Here is an 18,083-nt window from a genome sequence, read left to right on the forward strand (position 1 = left end):
ACACAAGGCTGCACGCACGATGTTAACCTCGACGGGTGTAGCGTCACGGGGAATCGGTAGTGATGCGGGGTATCGGGTGGCGACGAACTATGATGCTGTGCGCTGGACGGTCGATGCGCCGATGCCGGGCTCGCTGGCGGACCCGACGCGCGCGATCCTCGGACCGGTGCGCGACGCGCTGCTGTTCTGGGGGGCGCCGCTCTTCGCTTTCCTTGCGGTCGAGCTGTGGCTCGGGGGCTGGGCGCTGGCGGCGCCGCATGACACCGCCGCGATTGCGCTCAAGGGCATGTTCGCGGTAATCGCCGTCACGACCTGGGCGCACCTGATCGCGGTGGTGCCGCGCGCTTATGGCAATCGCACCGTGTTCGCGGCGCATCGCGGCAAGCTGACGGTCGCGCCGATCGCTTTGATCGCCACGCTGTTCCTCTCGCCACTCGCGCTGGTCGCGGCGGGCGTGCTGGCAGTGTTTTGGGACATCTATCATTCGGCGATGCAGAATTTCGGCTTTGCGCGGATCTACGACATGAAGGCGGGCAATCCGCCGGAGGTGCTGCGCCGGACCGATCTGCGGCTCAACACCTTGCTCTATGTCGGCCCGCTGGCAGCCGGAGCGGCGCTGGCGACGCACCTGCAGAGCTTCGCCAAGTTCGACAAGACCGCGCTTTCCACGCTGGCGAGCCTGCCGGGCGTGCTCGCGGGCTATAACGACGGCATCCGGGCCGTTGCCGTGCTGGCCTATGCGGTCGTGCTCGGCTGGGCGATCGTCGATTATCGCCGCGCGATGCGGGCGGGGTACCGGTTGCCGGCGCACAAGCTGGCGACCCTGGTCGCGACGGGCACGGTGTCGATCATCGCCTGGGGCTTCACCCCGCCGATCGTCGCGCTGGCGGTGATCAATCTCTACCACGCGGTGCAATATTTCGCGCTGGTCTGGGTCAAGGAAGGCGGCCGGATGACGCACGCCGCGGGCGGGCGCCAGAGCCGCGCGATGCTGTATTTCTGGGGCGGCAGTATCCTGTTCGGCCTGGCCTATGCGGCTGCGATGACAGGGAGCGTGCGGGTCTTTCTCGCGCCGTTCATCGCCTGCTCGTTGCTCCATTTCTGGTACGACAGCTTCATTTGGTCGGTCGCGCGCAAGCACGTCTAGCATAATCCCGCCGAGGCTGCTTTATTCGCGGCCGAGAGGGGATCCGAATGCGGACCATGAAAAGCGCGGCGGCATTGCTTGCCGCGATGATGCTTGTCGTCGCGGTCGGGCTGGCAGTGTGGGAGCCGTTCGCCGCGGTGCGCGTCGCACCGCCGCCGGCGCAGCATTATGACAGCGTGATCGCGCGCGATCGTTTCGGCGTGCCGCATATCTTTGGCAAGACCGATCCCGATGTCGCCTATGGCGTCGCTTATGCGCATGCCGAGGACGATTTCGCGACGCTGCAGGAAGCCGTCGCGATGGCGCGCGGGCGATTGGGCGCGATGACCGGGGCGGACGGCGCGAAGGTCGATTACACGCTCGCGCTGCTCGGCGCGCGCGAGACCGCGCAGCGCGATTATGGCAAGCAGCCGGCCGATGTGCGGGCGCTGCTCGACGCCTATGCCAGCGGGCTCAACACCTATGCACGGCGGCATCCGGGCGAGGTGCGGCTCGCGCGGTTGTTCCCCGCCAATGGCGAGGACATCGCGACGGGCTTCGTACTGCGCACGCCGTTCTTCTTCGGGCTCGACCAGACGCTCGGCGCACTGACGGGCGACAAGCCGCTCCCGGCGGAAACCGCGGGCGCCACGCCCGACAGCCCCGATCCGACTGCGCTCCCCGCGACCGGCGAGGCGATGCCCAACGGATCGAACGCCTTCGTCGTCGCACCGAAACGCTCGGCCGACGGCTTCACGCGCGTGATCTCGAATTCGCACCAGCCGTGGAGCGGGCCGGTCGCGTGGTACGAACTCAGCGTGCAATCGGGCAGTGGCTGGCATTTCTCGGGCGCGACTTTTCCCGGCGTGCCGTTCCCGGTGCTCGGGCATAACGAGCATCTGGGGTGGACCAACACCGTCAACCGGCCCGATCTGACCGACGTCTACAAGCTGGTGCGCAACGCCGCGGGCACGGACTATCGCTTCGACGGCAAATGGCTCCCGCTCGAGGCGCGGCGCGTATGGCTCAAGGTGCGGTTCGGGCCATTCGTGCTGCCGATCCCGAAGATGGTCTATCGCGCGGTGCAGGGGCCGGTGATTGTCAACAAGAGCGGCGCCTTCGCGATCCGCTATGCCGGGGCCGACCAGCTCCGCATGGTCGAGGAATATTACCGCCTGACGCGCGCGCGCGATTTCGGCGAGTGGCAGAAGGCGCTGGCGATCCAGGGCGTGCCCGCGACCAACTTCCTGTATGGCGATGCGACCGGGAACATCGCGTATTTCTACAATGCGAGCTTCCCCAACCGGAAGCCCGGGTTCGATTACCGCCACGTCCTGCGTGGTGATACGTCGCGGGATCTCGCGCCGGGAACGGTGCCGTTCGCGGCAGTCCCGCGCAACGTGAACCCCGCCTCGGGCTATCTCGCCAACGCCAACAACACGCCGTTCCAGGCGGCGGGCGCGGGGTCCGAGCTCAAGCCCGGCGACTATTCCGCGCTGCTCGGGATCGAGACCGACACGACCAATCGCGGGACGCGCGCGGTCGAGCTGCTTGGCGCAGACCCGTCGATATCGGCGGACGATCTGTTGCGGATCAAGTTCGACACCGGGGTCAGCCGGTTGAGCTGGGCGGCGAAATGGTATGGCGACATCGCGCGCATCGATCCCAAGGGGGATGCGCAACTGGCGAAGGCGCTCGCCTTGCTGCGCGGCTGGAACTGGGATTTCGACGGGCATCACAAGGGGCAGGCGCTCGCCGCGATCCTGTTGCGGACCGGGCAGAAATGGCATTATCAACGCCGGCCCGAACTCGACCCGCGCGATGCGCTGGCGAAGGCGGGGGCGTATCTGCAGACGCATTTCGGCAGCCTCGACCCGCCGCTCGGCACGCTGCTGCGGTTGCGCCACGGCAGCGTCGATCTGCCGCTCGACGGCGCGCCCGACGTGCTGCGCGCGGCCTCGACGTGGGACGAGGCCGACGACGGGCGGCTCGTCGTCAAGCATGGCGACAGCTTCGTGATGGTGATGGCGTGGGACAAGGCCGGGCGTGTCGCGTCGCAGTCGATCCAGCCGTACGGGGCGGCGACGACGCGGCCCGATTCGCCGCATTATGCCGACCAGGCGCCGTTGTTCGCGGCGCACCGGTTCAAGCCGGTGCTGTTCTGGCGCGAGGATTTGCGACGCAACGTCGAGCGGGTCTACCGGCCCTGACTTCGCTCTACTTACTCCCCTCCCCGAAAGGGAGGGGGCGGGGGTGGGTCGGCCTAGGGCGGCGGCCGAACGTCACAACGGGCCTACCCACCCCCAGCCCCTCCCTTTCAGAGAGGGGAGGAAGAGGCCGGCCGACCGCCTCAAACGAAGGCCGAGGAAGCGATTGCTACCGTCCGAGCGCTGCTATAGCCTCCCACCACAGTCCTGTATTAAGACGCTATTTCCGGGGGATCTCCATGACCGTCAAGCTGCTCGCGCTCGCTGGTGTAGCGCTCGCAACCCTTGCCACGCCGGCGCTCGCGCAGACCGCGCCCAAGCCGGTTCCGGTGGCGGACCTCGTCCGCCAGGTCGACATCCCCTATAGCGAATTCCGCCTGCCCAATGGTCTCCGCGTTATCGTCAACACCGATCGCAAGGCGCCCGTCGTCGCGGTGTCGGTGTGGTACAATGTCGGCTCGAAGTTCGAGCCCAAGGGCAAGACCGGCTTCGCGCATCTGTTCGAGCATCTGATGTTCAACGGCAGCGAAAACGCGCCGAAGGACTATTTCACCTACACCAAGGAAATCGGCGCGACCGATCTCAACGGCACGACCTATTTCGATCGCACCAATTATTTCGAGACGGTGCCGGTGGCAGCACTCGACCGCGCGCTGTTCCTCGAGAGCGACCGGATGGGCTATCTGCTCGGCGCGATCACGCCGGCGGTGGTCGATGAGCAGCGCGGCGTCGTCCAGAACGAGAAGCGCCAGGGCGACAACCAGCCCTACGGCCTCGTCCAGTACAAGCAGACCGAGACGCTCTTCCCCGCGACGCACCCCTATGGCCACACCACGATCGGCGCGATGGCCGATCTCGATTCGGCGAGTGTCGAGGACGTCAAGAACTGGTTCCGCGGGCATTACGGCCCGAACAATGCGGTGCTCGTGCTGTCGGGCGATGTCGATGCCGCGACCGCCAAGACTCTCGTCACCAAATATTTCGGCGCGATCCCCAGGGGGCCCGAGAGCGTCGTCCCCGTCGCCACGGTGCCGACGCTCGCCGCGCCCAAGAGCGAGGTGATGAAGGATCGCGTCGCCAATACGCGGATCTATCGGATGTGGGCAGTGCCCGGCCTCAACGACCCGGACTCGGTCGCGCTCGACGTGGCGGCGGGCGCGCTCGGCGGCCTGTCGAGCAGCCGGCTCGACAATGCGCTGGTGCGCAAGGAAAAGCTCGCGGTGCGCGTTTCGGCGAACAATGAAAGCTTCGCGCAGGTCGGTATGTTCGTCGTCAGCGCCGATGTGCGGCCCGGCGTCGATCCCGCGCTCGTCGCCAAGCGGCTCGACGAGATCATCGCCGAGCTGATCGCCAACGGCCCCACCGCCGACGAAGTCCAGCGCGTCGCGACGCGCGATGCCGCGGCGCGGATCGCCGGGCTCGAATCGACCGGCGGTTTTGGCGGCAAGGCGGTCGCGCTCGCCGAGGGCGCGCTCTATTCGAACGATCCGAGCTTCTACAAGAAGCAGCTCGCGCTGCTCGCCGCCGAGACGCCCGCCGTCGTCAAGGCGGCGAGCGCGAAATGGCTGACGCGCCCGGTCTATGCGCTGACCGTCGTCCCCGGTGCGCGCGAGGCCTATGTCGAGGCGACCCCGCCGGCGAAGGTCGCTGCCGCGCCCGAGGCGCCGTTCAAGGGCACGCGTGGGAGCCTGCCGCCGGTCGGCACGCTGTCGAGCCTGGTCTTCCCCAAGGTCGAGCATGCCAAGCTCAGGAACGGCATCGAGCTCGTCTACGCCTATCGCAACGCGGTGCCGATCACCCAGGCGTCGATCAGCTTCGACGCGGGCGTCGCGGCCGACGTTCCTGGCAAGCTCGGCACGCAAGCGCTGACGCTCGACATGCTCGACGAAGGCACGCTGACACGCGATTCGATCGCAATCGCCGAGGCCAAGGAACGGCTCGGCGCGAGCATCACCAGCGGCTCGGCGCCCGATCGTACGATCGTCGGCCTGTTCACGCCGAGCGCCAATCTCGCGGCCTCGACCGAGCTGTTGGCCGATATCGTGCGGCATCCGAAGTTCGATCCGGCCGAAGTGGCGCGGCTCAAGAACCAGCAATTGTCGCGCATCTCGGCCGAGCTGACGAGCCCGCAGGGCCTCGCCTCGCGCGTCTATCCCAAGCTCGTCTACGGCGCGGACTACCCTTACGCCAAGGGGCTCGGCAGCGGGGATCCCAAGGCGGTCGCGGCGCTGACGCGCGACGATCTGGTCGCCTTCCAGCAGGCCTGGATCCGGCCCGACAAGGCCAAGATCTTCGTCGTCAGCGATCGTCCGCTCGCCGAGGTCAAGGCGGCGTTCGACGCGCGCTTCGGCGACTGGACGCCGACCGGCGCGGCGGGCGTCAAGGATTTCGGCGTCAAACCGGCGCCTTCGACGCCCCGGATCGTGCTGATCGACCGGCCCGACTCACCGCAGTCGTTCATCTTCGCGGGTGGCCCGACCGCGCTGGTCGGCACCGACAACCTGCTCGCGGTCAATACCGCCAACGATTCGCTCGGCGGCGATTTCCTGTCGCGCGTGAACTTGGATCTACGCGAGGCGCGGCACTGGTCGTACGGCGTCAATGGCGGTTTCCGCCGCGCGCAATTCGCCACGCCCTATCTGCTTGGTACCGGCGTCCAGGCCGACAAGACGGGCGAGTCGATCAAATCGCTGCGAGGCGATTTCAGCGACTTTCTGACGAGCAAGGGGATCACGCCCGAGGAGTTTGAGCGCACCATTACCGATGCGGTGAGCTCGCTGCCGGGCAATTTCGAGACATCGGGCGCGGTGCTCGACGCACTGCAGGAGAACGACCTGTATCGCCGCCCCGACGATTATTACGCGACGCTGCCGCAAAAATATCGGGCGTTCACCCCGGGCCAGCTTGACGCTGCGGCACGCGCGGCGCTCGACCCGAAACGCTTCGTGTGGATCGTCGTTGGGGATGCGAGCAAGGTCCGTGGCCAGCTTGACAGCATCGGCCTGCCGGTCGAGGTGATTCCGGCGGCGTCCGTGGCGGATGTGCGCTAGAAATTATTGTCAGGAGACACATCATGGCTGCAGTTGATGGGACGTGGGATACGGTCGTCAAGTCGCCGCTCGGCGACCAGAAGGCGACGCTGACGGTCAAGACCGACGGCAACAGCTGGACCGGTTCGCAGAACGGCGCGATGGGTTCGGTCGAGATCACCGACGGCACGGTCGAGGGTGACACGATCAGCTGGAAGATGTCGATCGTCGTGCCGATGCCGATGACGCTCGATTGCAAGGCGACCGCCGAGGGCGACACGCTCACCGGCACCGTCGGCGCGGGCGCGTTCGGCAGCTTCCCGATGACGGGCACGCGCGCGGCGTAACGCCGTTCGTTTTGAGCGTTGAAAAACGGCCCGCGCTTCGATCGGAGCGCGGGCCGTTTTTGTATGGCGCGGGGCTCACCCAGGCCTTGTGCCGGGGCCCACCGTGCCGCACACTTCGCGCGTCGGGGCTGCGATCCGGTCGGCTCCGGCAGGATGCGAACCTACGATCACCCCACTCCCGTCACCCTCGCGAAAGCAAGGGTCCCGCTTCTTCTTCGGGCGGCGGGCCAGGCAGCGGGATCCCCGCTTTCGCGGGGATGACGGTGAGGGGCATCATGCGTGTGGCCGGGGCGAAGAGCTGGGGGTGGGGCATGAAGGCACATTGGTTGTTGGGCGCGGCATTGGCGGTCCTGCCGCTCGCCGCACACGCGCAAAGTTATGACGAGCGCCCCGCCAAGCTCGTGCCGCCGAGCGAAGGCTTCAACTACGAGCGGCGCATCGTCGAGATCGCGATGCGCGACGGGGTCAAGCTCCACACCGTCATCCTGATTCCCAAGGGCGCGCACGACGCCGGCATCGTGATGACGCGCACGCCGTACAGCGCCGACGGGATGACCGGAAAGGGCGGCAACAATGCCGATCTCGCGACGAGCCTCACCGGCTACGACAACGCCACCGACGTGATCGTCGACGGCGGCTATATCCGGGTCGTCCAGGACGTGCGCGGGAAGTACGGGTCGCAGGGCATCTACATGATGAACCCGCCGCTGCACGACACCGCCCTCAACCCGACGCATACCGACGATTCGACCGACACCTACGACACGATCGACTGGCTGGTGAAGCATCTGCCCGAATCGAACCGCAAGGTCGGGATCCTCGGCATATCGTACGACGGCTTCCTGTCGCTGATGCCGCTGATCAACCCGCATCCCGCGCTCGTCGTCGCGGTGCCCGAGAACCCGATGGTCGATGGCTGGCGCGGCGACGACTGGTTCCACAATGGCGCGTTCCGCGTCGGGATCGACTATATCTGGGAGCAGATCGCGACGCGCGACAATACGTCGCCTTATGCGCGAACGACCTATGACGAGTATGACGCGGTGATGCGCGCCGGCTCTACGGGTGCGCTCGCCACGGCGCACGGGCTCGACCAGATCGGCTTCTGGCGCAAGATCGCCGCGCACCCGGCGTATGACAGCTTCTGGCAGGCGCAGGCGATGGACCAGGTGCTCAGCCGCCAGCCACTGAAAGTGCCGGTGATGCTCGTCCATGGCCTGTGGGACCAGGAGGATATCTACGGCGCGACCGCAGTGTATCGTGCGCTGAAACCGAAGGATAGCGCCGGGAACATGGTCTATCTGACGATGGGCCCGTGGTATCACGGCCAGCAGATCGACGACGGCAAGGCGCTCGGCGATATCCAATGGGACCAGGACACCGCCAAATGGTGGCGTCGCAACGTGCTCGCTCCGTTCCTCGCGCATTATCTCAAGGGCACGCCGATGGACGTCGCGCCCGTCACCGCGTTCCAGAGCGGCACCAACCAGTGGCAGCGGCTGCCCGCCTGGTCGGCGACGCCGGCGATGACCAAGCTGTTCCTCCAGCCGGGCGATGCGGTCGGCTTCACGCCGTCGACCGGCCCCGTGCAAACCGCGGATTACGTGTCCGATCCGGCGCATCCGGTGACCAACGTGCCACGCCCGGTGCGGCCGGTGAGTTACGAGGACAATCACTGGAAGGCGTGGCTCGTCGGCGACCAGCGAATCGTCTCGAGCCGCCCCGACGTGCTAACGTTTACCGGTCCGGTCCTCACCCATCCGGTTACGATCGCTGGGCAACCCGTCGTGCATCTCACCGCCGCGACGAGCGGGACCGACAGCGACTGGGTGGTCAAGCTGATCGACGTCTATCCCGATCAGGTGGCGAGCGACCCGAAGATGGGCGGCTATCAGCTCGCGATCGGCATGGACATTTTCCGTGGACGCTACCGCGAAGGTCTCGACCATGCCGTTGCGCTCAAGCCCGGCGTGCCGCTGGCGTATAGCTGGGCGCTGCCGCAGGCGAACCATGTGTTCCTGCCGGGGCATCGGATCATGGTGCAGGTCCAGTCGAGCTGGTTCCCGCTGTATGACCGCAACCCGCAGAGCTTCGTGCCGAACATCTTCTACGCCAAGCCTGCCGATTACATAAAGGCGACGCAGCAGGTCACGGTGAGCGGGCCCGACCAGAGCTATATCGCGCTGCCGGTCGTCCCCTAAATCCTCCCTCGCGAAGCGGGGGAGGATTGAGGACTACCGCCCGAGCCGCGTGACATGTCCCATCTTGCGCCCGGGCCGGCTCGCGCCCTTGCCGTAGAGGTGCAGGTGCGCGCCTGGCTCCGCCAGGATCTCGGCCCAGCGATCGGCGTCGTCGCCGATCAGATTCTCCATCGCGACCGTCGGCGCGGTCAGCGCGGTGTCGCCGAGCGGCAGCCCGCAGATCGCACGGATATGGTTCTCGAACTGCGAGCAGACCGCGCCCTCGATCGTCCAATGCCCCGAATTGTGGACCCGCGGTGCCATCTCGTTGAACACCGGGCCCTCGGCCGAGGCGAAGAATTCGCACGCCAGCACGCCGACATAATCGAGCCAGTCGGCAATCCGCCCGGCGAGCGCCGCCGCCTCGCCCCACTGCGCGGCGATCTCGGGCGGGGCGGGGAGGGTGGAGGTGGCGAGAATGCCGTCTACGTGCTGGTTCCACGGTGGCGGATAGCTCACCATCTGCCCGTCGGCGCGGCGCACCAGCAGGATCGAGAATTCGTGGCTGAAGCGCACGAAGCCTTCGAGGATCGCGGGGCGCTGGCCGATCGCGTCCCAGGCCGCGTCGATCTGGTCGGTTGCGGTGATGCGGACCTGGCCCTTGCCGTCATAGCCCATGCGCAGCGTCTTGAGGATCGCGGGCGTGCCGATCTCCGCGAGCGCCGTTTCGAGCTCGGCGCGGGTCTCGACCTTGGCCCAGGGCGCGGTGCGGCCGCCGATCTCGGCAACGAACGCCTTTTCGACCGCACGATCCTGCGCGATGCCAAGCGCGGCAGGCGCGGGGTGGACGGGCACCTTTTCCGCGAGATAGGTCACCGGCGCGAGCGCGATATTCTCGAACTCATAGGTGACGACGTCGGCGGCGGCGGCGAATTCGTCGAGCACGATGTGGCTGTGATAATCGGCGCGGATGTAGCTGGAAGCGGTCTGCGCGGCGACGGCTTCCTCGTCGGGCGCGAGGATGCGCGTGTGATAGCCGAGCTGCGCCGCGGCGACCGCAAGCATCCGCCCGAGCTGTCCGCCGCCAAGGATGCCGATGGTCGAGCCGGGGGGGAGGGGAGGGACCGAGAACCACCCTTCGAGCATCATTCCGGATCGACAGCCACGCCGTCGGTCTGCGCCGCACGCCAGGCCTGCAGCCGCGCGCTCAACGCCTCGTCCGACAGGGCAAGAATCGCTGCCGCCAGCAACGCCGCATTCTTCGCCCCCGCCTTGCCGATCGCGAGCGTCCCGACCGGGATGCCGGCAGGCATCTGGACGATCGAATAGAGGCTGTCCAAGCCCTTCATCGTCTTGCTCTCGACCGGCACGCCGAGCACCGGCAGATGCGTCATCGCCGCCGCCATCCCTGGCAGATGCGCCGCGCCACCCGCGCCGGCGATCACCACCTGCAATCCGCGCCCGGCGGCCCCCGTCGCGTAATCGTAGAGCCGTTGCGGCGTACGATGCGCCGAGACGACCTTGGTCTCGTGCGCGATCCCGAGCTCGGCGAGCAGATCGGCGGCGTGGTGCATCGTCTCCCAATCGGAGGTGCTGCCCATGATGATGCCGACAAGGGGGGACGCGCTCTGTGCCATCTGCTCGGACTAGCGAGCAGTATGCCACAGGGCAACCGTTCCCGCCGTCATATCGCAAGCGGAACTTGTTTGGCGCGGCGCGGGTTACCGGGGTCCTGGACAGCTATTGCGGATACACGCCATGACCCGTTTTTCTACCATCTCGTCCGTCGCGCTCGCGACGGTGCTTGCTTTCGCCGCGCCCGCCTTCGCCGAGGGCAAGCATGACCGCGCCGAACAGGCGATCGCCGAGGCGCGCGCCAAGATCGAGGCATCGGCGCAGATCGGCGCGACCGCCGAGACGCCGCGCCTCCAGGCCGACGCCCAGGCGCAGCTGCGCGCCGCCGAGGAGCATCTCGCGTCGGGCAAGAAGGCCGAGGCGATCGAGGACGCGCACCGTGCCTCGCAGCTCGCCGACACCGCGATCGGCCAGGCGCAGCGCGCGCGCACCGACGCTGCGCGTGCGGCGACTTCGAACGCCCGCAACGCCGCGCAGGACGCGCAGGCCGACGCCGCTGCCGCCAACGCCCGCGCCAATGCCGCCGAGCAGGCTGCCGCATCGGCCGCTGCCGACGCCGCTGCTGCGCGCTCGGCCCCGCCGGTCGTCGTCCAGGCGCCCGCGCCGACTACGACGGTGACGACCGAGACGACCAAGACCGCGGCTCCGGTCGCGCATGCAGCGACGCCGAAGCGCGTCGTGCGCAAGGCGACGACGCATCGCGCCACGCCGGCGCGGGTCAGCGAGAAGACGACGACGACAGTGACGACGGGCCAGTAAGCCGCAAATCCTCCCCCGGGAACCGGGGGAGGGGGACCGTGAGCATTCAGCGAACGGTGGAGGGGGGGCAACGGGCGCTACGCCCTCTGTCGACCCTTCCACCACCCGCCTGAAGAAGGCGGGCGCCCCCCCCGTTCCGTGGAAGCGCTAAGTGCTTAGCGCTCGCTCAGATAATAGCGATCGGTCGCCGCCAGCGTCTCGTCGAGCTCGTAGACGATCGGCTGCCCGGTCGGGATTTCCAGTGTGGTGATCTCGTCATCGGGAATCCCCGAAAGATGCTTGACCAAGGCGCGCAGCGAATTGCCGTGCGCCGAAATGACGACGCGCTGCCCGTCGCGCAGCGCGGGCGCAATGCGCCCCTCCCAATAGGGCAGGACGCGCGCGATCGTGTCCTTGAGGCTCTCGGTGTCGGGAATGGCGATCCCGGCATAGCGGCGGTCCTGCGACAGGTCGTATTCGCTCCCGGCCTCCAGCGGCGGCGGCGGGATGTCGAAGCTGCGACGCCAGATATGGACCTGCGCGTCGCCGTGCTTGGCGGCGGTCTCGGCCTTGTCGAGCCCGGTCAGCCCGCCATAATGCCGCTCGTTGAGCCGCCAGTCCTTCTCGACCGGCAGCCAGAGCCGCCGCATTTCCTCGAGCGCGAGATTGAGCGTCTTGATCGCGCGGGTCTGCAGCGAGGTGAAGCAGAGGTCGAAATCGAGCCCCTTCTCCGCCATCAGCCGCCCGGCGGCGCGCGCTTCCTCGACGCCCTTTTCGGTCAGGTCGACATCCCACCAGCCGGTGAAGCGATTCTCGAGGTTCCAGGCCGATTGGCCGTGGCGGATCAGGACGAGGGTGGGCATGTGAGTCTCCATTTCGTCGCCCCGGCGTAGGCCGGGGCCGCTGGGTTCGTGTGGTGCCGTAAGGACACTGGCGTAGCGGCCCCGGCCTGCGCCGGGGCGACGGCTAGATCGTGTCGATCATGTCGGCAAGCACTTCGAGGCAGGCATGCGCCAGCGTCTTCGAGCGCGCGCCCGACCAGCCGAACTCGGCGTCGGGGTTGGGGTCATGGTCCTTGAACGGCATTTCGAGCGTCATCGACACCGCTCCGAAACGTTCGGCGAGCTGGTTGGTCGACATCGACAGATTGGCCTTGCCCGGTGCCGCCTTGTCGTAACCGCGCGCGGTCTGGAAATCGGGCGAATGCGCCGCGAGCCGTTGGCCGAACTCGGTATATTTGGCGCCGAGCGCGTCGGTCCAGGAGGGGATGCCCTCGAACCCGGCAAAGAAATTCGCCGCGATCGCCTCGTCACCGTGCACGTCGATCGCGAAGGCGACGCCGGTCGCATCCATCGCGTCGCGGACGTACAGCACTTCGGGGCTCTTCTCGGGCGTCGGCGTGTGCCATTCGCGGTTGAGGTTCACCCCCGCCGCATTGGTCCGCAGGTGGCCGCGGAACGACCCGTCGGGGTTCATGTTGGGCACGCAGTGGAAGGTCGCCTTTTCGCGCAAAGCGCTGGCCACCGGGTTGGTGGCGTCGGTCAGCCATTCGAGCGCGCCTTCCATCCACCATTCGGCCATGCTCTCGCCGGGATGCTGGCGCGCATAGAGCCAGACGTGCTTTGGGCCGGTGCCCACGTCGAGGCAATCGATCGCGCGACCGTCGAGCGACTGGCCGAGCTCGCGATGCGTCACGCCGGGGGCGAGCGCGATCCGCGCGACCAGAGCGTCGTGGCGCTCGATCGTATAGGGCTCGAAATAGGCGAACCAGACGAGCTCGCTGTCGCCGCTCCATTCGAATTCCAGCATTCCGTCGGCATAGCGCGTCGGGATCATCCGCCAGGCGTGGCGGTCGGTGCTCGCGCGGACCTTGTAGCCGGGCCAGCCGAACGGATAGGCCGATTGCGCCGCGTTGGTGATGCGCAGGGTCAGCGTGCGTCCCTTCGCGCCGGCGACGCGGAAGTGGAACCACTGGAAGAAGTCCGACTGATGGTCGAGCCGGATGGCGAGATCGACGCGGTCGCCCTGGATGGCGACCACGTCGATGTTTCCGCTATCGAAAGCGGCGTTGATGGTGATGCTCATCGCACCGTAATAGTGCGCCCCGATTCTCCAGGGAAGTCCAGGAACAGCGCGTGCGACAATTTGGCCGCGGCGGCATTGGCCTGGGCGGCTGGCGCCTCGCCCGGCGAGAAGGTCTGCGCATGGCCTTCCCAGATCACCGTCGCATCGCGGCGGCGGCGGATCTGCACGGTGAGGTCGGTCAGCACGACGGTGCGGTACTTCTGCTTGCCGATCGGGAAGGAGATGCCGCCGCCAAGGCCGACGCCGCCGCCACCGCCGCGATACCCGCCGCCACTATAGCCGCCACCGCCGAGGCCGATGCTGACGCCGCTACCGCTGTCGCGCGGTGCTGCCGGGCGCGTTGTGCGGGTAAAGCCGACGACCGCGAGATATTGCGCGTCGGGATCGGTTTTGGGGACGGTGAAACCGTGCGCCAGCGCCTCGGTCTGTACCGCGGCGGCATAGGTCTTGAACTCGAGGCTCGCTGGCCCGCCACCGGGCGCAGGTTCGACCGCAAGCGTGCCCGTCTCCAGCGGCGCCGCGATCGACCCGAGGTGGAACCGCGTCACTTCGACCGGGCCACTCGTCGTGGTCGTCGCACAGGCGCTCAAGCTCGCTGCCGCGGCGATCGCCATTCCCAAAGCCAGCTTCATAACTCTTGTCCTCGGTTCTATAGTCGTTGCAGGGGTGTAACGCCTGGACCCGGGCTCCGGGTTCCGTCGCTATAGCGAGGCTTATCGGCGCGGTCGCGCTTGACTTGGGGGGGAGGCGACCATATGCGCAGCGGCTCTTTTCCACATTCCAGATTATGCAAAGCGAATCGATCATGAAGATCCGCAATTCCCTGAAGTCGCTCAAGGGCCGTCACCGCGATAACCGCGTGATCCGTCGTCGTGGGCGGACCTACATCATCAACAAGACCAACCGTCGCTTCAAGGCCCGCCAGGGCTAAGCGACGTGGCGCGGGCCGTCGTCTTCGACGTCGGCAACGTCTTGTACGATTGGAATCCCAGATTCCTCTATGAGCGCCTGATCGGTGACGATCGGGCGCTCGATGCATTCCTGCGCGATGTCGCGACCAAGGAATGGCATTTCCAGCATGACGCTGGCCGTCCGTTCGCCGAGACCTCGGCCGAGCTCGCCGCCGCGCATCCGCAGCATGCCGCGCTGATCGCCGCCTGGGGGCCGCGCTTCGGCGAGCAGCTCGGCGGGATGTTGCCGGGGATGCGCGCGCTGGTCGACGACCTCGGGGACGCGGGCGTGCCGCTGTACGCGATCACCAATTTCTCGGGCGAGTTCTGGCCGTCGTTCCGCAACCGCGAGGCCGATCTATTCGATCGCTTTGACGACATCGTCGTCTCGGGCGACGAACTGCTGACCAAGCCCGATCCGGCGATCTATCGCCTCGCGCTCGAGCGGTTCGGCTTGCGCGCCGAGGACACGGTGTTCGTCGACGATCGCGAGGACAATGTCGCGGGCGCGCAGAGTGTCGGGATGGGGGCGGTGGTCTTTACCGATGCGGAAACGCTGCGTGGCGATCTGGCGCGCTACGGTATTCTCGCCGCGCCCGCGCTTTAAACGCTTCCGCTATCTACCGTCTTCGTCACCCCGGCCTTGTGGCGGGGCCCACCGTGCCGCGCGCGCTCGGGCGGCAGGATGGGCATCCCGGTGGACCCCGGGACAAGCCCGGGGTGACGGTAAGGTTTAGAAGCCAGCGCGCCCCTAGCTCGCATACCCCTTGAGCTCATCGCCACTGACCCGCACGACGTGGAGCACGTTGGTCGACCCCGGAGTCTTGAACGGCACGCCCGCGATCAGGATGATGCGGTCACCCGCCTTGGCGAGGTTGTGACGCAGCGCCATGCGCTTGGCCTTGGCGACCATCTCCTCGAACGAATCGACGTCCTTGGTCAGGATCGCATAGGCGCCCCACAGCAGGCCCGCACGCCGCGCGGTCTCGGGGTTCGGGGTGAGGATCATCAGCGGCACGCCGGGCCGCTCGCGCGCGACGCGGCGTGCGGTCGAGCCCGAGGCGGTGAAGCAGATGATCGCCGCGGCATCGACCGTCTGCGCGATGTTCTTGGCGGCCTCCGCCAGCGCGTCGGCGGTGGTCGGGTCCGAGCGGATCACGGTGAAGTGGATGCGGTCGCCGTGCGTCGGATCCTTTTCGACCGCTTCGCCGATCGCGTTCATCATCGCGACCGATTCGGTCGGCCACGCGCCGGCAGCGCTCTCGGCCGACAGCATGATCGCATCGGCGCCGTCATAGATCGCGGTCGCGACGTCGGAGACTTCGGCGCGGGTGGGCGAGGGCGAGGTGATCATCGATTCGAGCATCTGCGTCGCGACCACCACCGGGCGGCCCAGGCGGCGCGACACTTCGATGATGCGCTTCTGCAGCGGCGGCACGCTCTCGGGCGGCATCTCGACGCCGAGATCGCCGCGCGCGACCATCACGCCGTCGCACATCTCGACGATTTCCTCGAGCCGCTGGATCGCTTGCGGCTTCTCGATCTTGGCGAGCAGCGACGCCTTGCCGCCGATCAGCTTGCGCGCCTCGGCCAGATCCTCGGGGCGCTGGACGAACGACAAAGCGATCCAGTCGACGCCCTGGTCGACCGCGAAGGCGAGATCGCTGCGATCCTTCTCAGTCAGCGCCGCCATCGGCAGCACGACGTCGGGGACGTTCAACCCCTTGCTGTTCGACAGCGCGCCGCCGACCACGACCTCGGTGACGATCGTCGTGTCGGTGTGGTCGGTAACGCGCAGCACGAGCTTGCCGTCGTCGAGCAGGAGGCGCGCGCCGGGCTCGATCGCCTCGAAGATCTCACGGTGCGGGAGTTCGACGCGGGTGGTGTCGCCCGGCGTGGTGTCGCGGTCGAGCGTGAAGGTCTGGCCCTTGATCAGCTCGATCTTGCCGCCCTCGAACTTGCCGACGCGCAGCTTTGGCCCCTGCAGATCGGCGAGGATCGTCGTCGGGCGCTGATAGGTCTTCTCGAGCGCGCGGATCGCCTGGATGACGGCGATCTTCGATTGCTGGTCGCCGTGGCTCATGTTGACGCGGAAGGCGTCGGCACCGGCTTCGAACAAGGCGGCGATCATTTCGGGGCTGCTGCTGGCGGGGCCGAGCGTCGCGAGGATGCGTACCTTGCGCGCACGCGGGGCGATGGTCTTGATCATGGGGAGGTCCTTGCCGTGGGGAGGCTGTACGGCTGCTGCTCTACCTCCTATCTCGCCACGATCAACCGTGGAGGCAACAGATGCGCGATTTGGATGGACTGGACGATGCCGTAGCGGCGGCGGCTTTTCGACGGCTGGTACGGCATCTGCGCCACCGCAGCGACGCCGAGAATATCGACCTGATGGGGCTCGCCGGCTTCTGCCGCAATTGCCTGTCGGACTGGGTGCAGGAGGCCGACGGTACGCTGTCGAAGGAGCAGGCGCGCGAGATCGTCTACGGCATGCCCTATGCGCAGTGGAAGGCCGAGCATCAGGGCGACGCGACGCCCGAGCAGCTCGAGCGGATGCGGCAGAGCGTGGCGAAGAATGCGTGACGGCGGCGCGCGGCTGGCCTAAAGCGCGCGCCTTTCACTGATTCAAACCCCGGGGGATTTACCGTGAGCGACATCATCGCCGCCGACCAGCTACGCCTTCTCATCGAGCGCATCGAGCGCCTCGAAGAGGAAAAGAAGGGCATCGCCGACGACATCAAGGACGTGTACGGCGAAGCCAAGTCGACCGGCTTCGACGTCAAGACGATCCGCTCGATCGTGCGGCTGCGCAAGATGGAGAAGCATCACCGCGAGGAGGCCGAGGCGTTGCTCGAGACCTACAAGCAGGCGCTCGGGCTCGACTAAGCCGACCCGTCATGCTGAACTCGTTTCAGCATCCATGCGATCGGCCAAGCGCCGCCCATGGACCCCGGCTCCCAAGTCCGGGGTGACGACACTGTAGTTTGAGAGAGATCCAATGGCAGGCCATTCCAAATATAAGAACATCATGTACCGCAAGGGCGCGCAGGATAAGAAGCGCTCGGGCATGTTTTCCAAGCTGTCGCGCGAGATCACCGTCGCGGCGAAGATGGGCCTGCCCGATCCCGACATGAACCCGCGGCTGCGCATGGCGATCAACGCCGCCAAGGCGCAGTCGATGCCCAAGGACAATATCCAGCGCGCGGTCGACAAGGCGTCGAAGGGCGACACCGAGAATTACGAGGAAATCCGCTACGAGGGCTTCGGCCCCGGCGGCGTCTCGCTGATCATCGAGGCGCTCACCGACAACCGCAACCGTACCGCGACCAACGTGCGTACCGGCATGGCGAAGAACGGCGGCAATATGGGCGCTTCGGGCTCGGTCAGCCATGCGTTCGACCGGATGGGGCTGATTTCCTATCCGGCGTCGGCGGGGGACGCCGAGAAGGTGTTCGAAGCGGCGCTCGAAGCCGGCGCCGAGGACGTGCAGTCGAGCGAGGAGGGACATGAGATCTGGACCTCGAACGAGACGCTGCACGAGGTCGTGACGGCCTTGACCCCGGTGCTCGGCGAGCCCGAAGGCGCCAAGCTCGCCTGGCGCCCACAGACGATGGTCGAGGTCGGCGAGGACGACGCCGCGACGCTGTTCAAGCTGATCGACACGCTCGACGATGACGACGACGTGCAGACCGTGTGGGGCAATTACGAAGTGTCCGACGCGATCCTCGAGAAGCTCGGTTGATCTCCTTCAAGCCCCTCCCCTTCAGGGGAGGGGTTGGGGGTGGG

General features: G+C 67.1%; 17 protein-coding genes. 11 read left to right on the forward strand and 6 right to left on the reverse strand.

The features are described 5' to 3' along the window. The first annotated feature begins 76 nt into the window (after positions 1-76). The 5 genes from RH90_RS11065 to RH90_RS11085 all read left to right on the forward strand — a co-directional run bounded on the left by RH90_RS11065 (position 77) and on the right by RH90_RS11085 (position 8,910). Complete coding sequence (locus RH90_RS11065) at positions 77-1,147, forward strand: hypothetical protein (RefSeq protein WP_010185713.1); 1,071 nt, start codon at positions 77-79, stop codon at positions 1,145-1,147. Between the two features lie 47 nt (positions 1,148-1,194). Then, positions 1,195-3,336, forward strand: coding sequence for a penicillin acylase family protein (locus RH90_RS11070; RefSeq protein WP_010185714.1), 2,142 nt, complete (start codon positions 1,195-1,197; stop codon positions 3,334-3,336). Positions 3,337-3,572: 236 nt separating this feature from the next. After that, a complete protein-coding gene (locus RH90_RS11075; protein WP_010185715.1) occupies positions 3,573-6,383 on the forward strand; it encodes a M16 family metallopeptidase in 2,811 nt (936 codons plus the stop codon). 23 nt (positions 6,384-6,406) lie between these two features. After that, entirely contained in the window at positions 6,407-6,709 is a 303-nt protein-coding gene (locus tag RH90_RS11080) for a hypothetical protein (RefSeq protein ID WP_010185716.1), read from the forward strand. 311 nt (positions 6,710-7,020) lie between these two features. Then, positions 7,021-8,910, forward strand: a complete 1,890-nt coding sequence (locus RH90_RS11085; RefSeq protein ID WP_010185717.1) for a CocE/NonD family hydrolase — start codon at positions 7,021-7,023, stop codon at positions 8,908-8,910. Positions 8,911-8,943: 33 nt separating this feature from the next. Here RH90_RS11085 and RH90_RS11090 read toward each other — a convergent pair whose 3' ends face one another. Together RH90_RS11090 and purE are read right to left on the reverse strand one after the other, a co-directional pair. Then, positions 8,944-10,035: a 5-(carboxyamino)imidazole ribonucleotide synthase gene (locus RH90_RS11090; RefSeq protein ID WP_010185719.1), complete on the reverse strand. Its 1,092-nt coding sequence runs from the start codon at positions 10,033-10,035 to the stop codon at positions 8,944-8,946. Next, on the reverse strand, positions 10,035-10,490 hold the full coding sequence (gene purE, locus RH90_RS11095) for a 5-(carboxyamino)imidazole ribonucleotide mutase (protein WP_010185721.1): 456 nt from the start codon (positions 10,488-10,490) through the stop codon (positions 10,035-10,037). The genes RH90_RS11090 and purE overlap by 1 nt, the downstream gene beginning before the upstream one ends. 157 nt (positions 10,491-10,647) lie before the next feature. Here purE and RH90_RS11100 point away from each other — a divergent pair, with 157 nt between their 5' ends. Beyond that, entirely contained in the window at positions 10,648-11,283 is a 636-nt protein-coding gene (locus RH90_RS11100) for a hypothetical protein (protein WP_010185722.1), read from the forward strand. A 155-nt stretch (positions 11,284-11,438) separates the two neighbouring features. On the opposite strand, the gene gpmA is transcribed toward RH90_RS11100, so the two are convergent. The 3 genes from gpmA to RH90_RS11115 all read right to left on the reverse strand — a co-directional run bounded on the left by gpmA (position 11,439) and on the right by RH90_RS11115 (position 13,979). Beyond that, positions 11,439-12,125, reverse strand: coding sequence for a 2,3-diphosphoglycerate-dependent phosphoglycerate mutase (gene gpmA, locus RH90_RS11105; protein WP_010185723.1), 687 nt, complete (start codon positions 12,123-12,125; stop codon positions 11,439-11,441). Positions 12,126-12,228: 103 nt separating this feature from the next. Next, entirely contained in the window at positions 12,229-13,347 is a 1,119-nt protein-coding gene (locus RH90_RS11110; protein WP_010185724.1) for a M14 family metallopeptidase, read from the reverse strand. Continuing rightward, positions 13,344-13,979 (reverse strand): DUF4136 domain-containing protein, encoded by a 636-nt coding sequence (locus tag RH90_RS11115; RefSeq protein ID WP_029625242.1) that lies wholly within the window; start codon positions 13,977-13,979, stop codon positions 13,344-13,346. The genes RH90_RS11110 and RH90_RS11115 overlap by 4 nt, the downstream gene beginning before the upstream one ends. 173 nt (positions 13,980-14,152) lie before the next feature. Between RH90_RS11115 and ykgO the strand changes: the two genes are divergently transcribed. After that, entirely contained in the window at positions 14,153-14,278 is a 126-nt protein-coding gene (gene ykgO, locus RH90_RS11120) for a type B 50S ribosomal protein L36 (protein WP_010160916.1), read from the forward strand. Between the two features lie 5 nt (positions 14,279-14,283). Continuing rightward, on the forward strand, positions 14,284-14,904 hold the full coding sequence (locus tag RH90_RS11125) for an HAD family hydrolase (protein ID WP_010185726.1): 621 nt from the start codon (positions 14,284-14,286) through the stop codon (positions 14,902-14,904). A gap of 144 nt (positions 14,905-15,048) precedes the next feature. Here RH90_RS11125 and pyk read toward each other — a convergent pair whose 3' ends face one another. Continuing rightward, positions 15,049-16,506 (reverse strand): pyruvate kinase, encoded by a 1,458-nt coding sequence (pyk, locus tag RH90_RS11130; protein ID WP_010185727.1) that lies wholly within the window; start codon positions 16,504-16,506, stop codon positions 15,049-15,051. 80 nt (positions 16,507-16,586) lie between these two features. On the opposite strand from pyk, the gene RH90_RS11135 reads away from it, so the two are divergent. From RH90_RS11135 to RH90_RS11145, 3 genes are all read left to right on the forward strand, one after another. After that, complete coding sequence (locus RH90_RS11135) at positions 16,587-16,880, forward strand: DUF1244 domain-containing protein (RefSeq protein ID WP_010185729.1); 294 nt, start codon at positions 16,587-16,589, stop codon at positions 16,878-16,880. A 63-nt stretch (positions 16,881-16,943) separates the two neighbouring features. Beyond that, on the forward strand, positions 16,944-17,183 hold the full coding sequence (locus RH90_RS11140) for a DUF2312 domain-containing protein (RefSeq protein ID WP_010185731.1): 240 nt from the start codon (positions 16,944-16,946) through the stop codon (positions 17,181-17,183). A gap of 112 nt (positions 17,184-17,295) precedes the next feature. Next, positions 17,296-18,039, forward strand: a complete 744-nt coding sequence (locus RH90_RS11145) for a YebC/PmpR family DNA-binding transcriptional regulator (RefSeq protein ID WP_010185732.1) — start codon at positions 17,296-17,298, stop codon at positions 18,037-18,039. Positions 18,040-18,083: the final 44 nt, after the last annotated feature.

The organism is Sphingomonas sp. PAMC 26605, from assembly GCF_000241485.1.
Taxonomy (GTDB): Bacteria; Pseudomonadota; Alphaproteobacteria; order Sphingomonadales; family Sphingomonadaceae; genus Sphingomonas.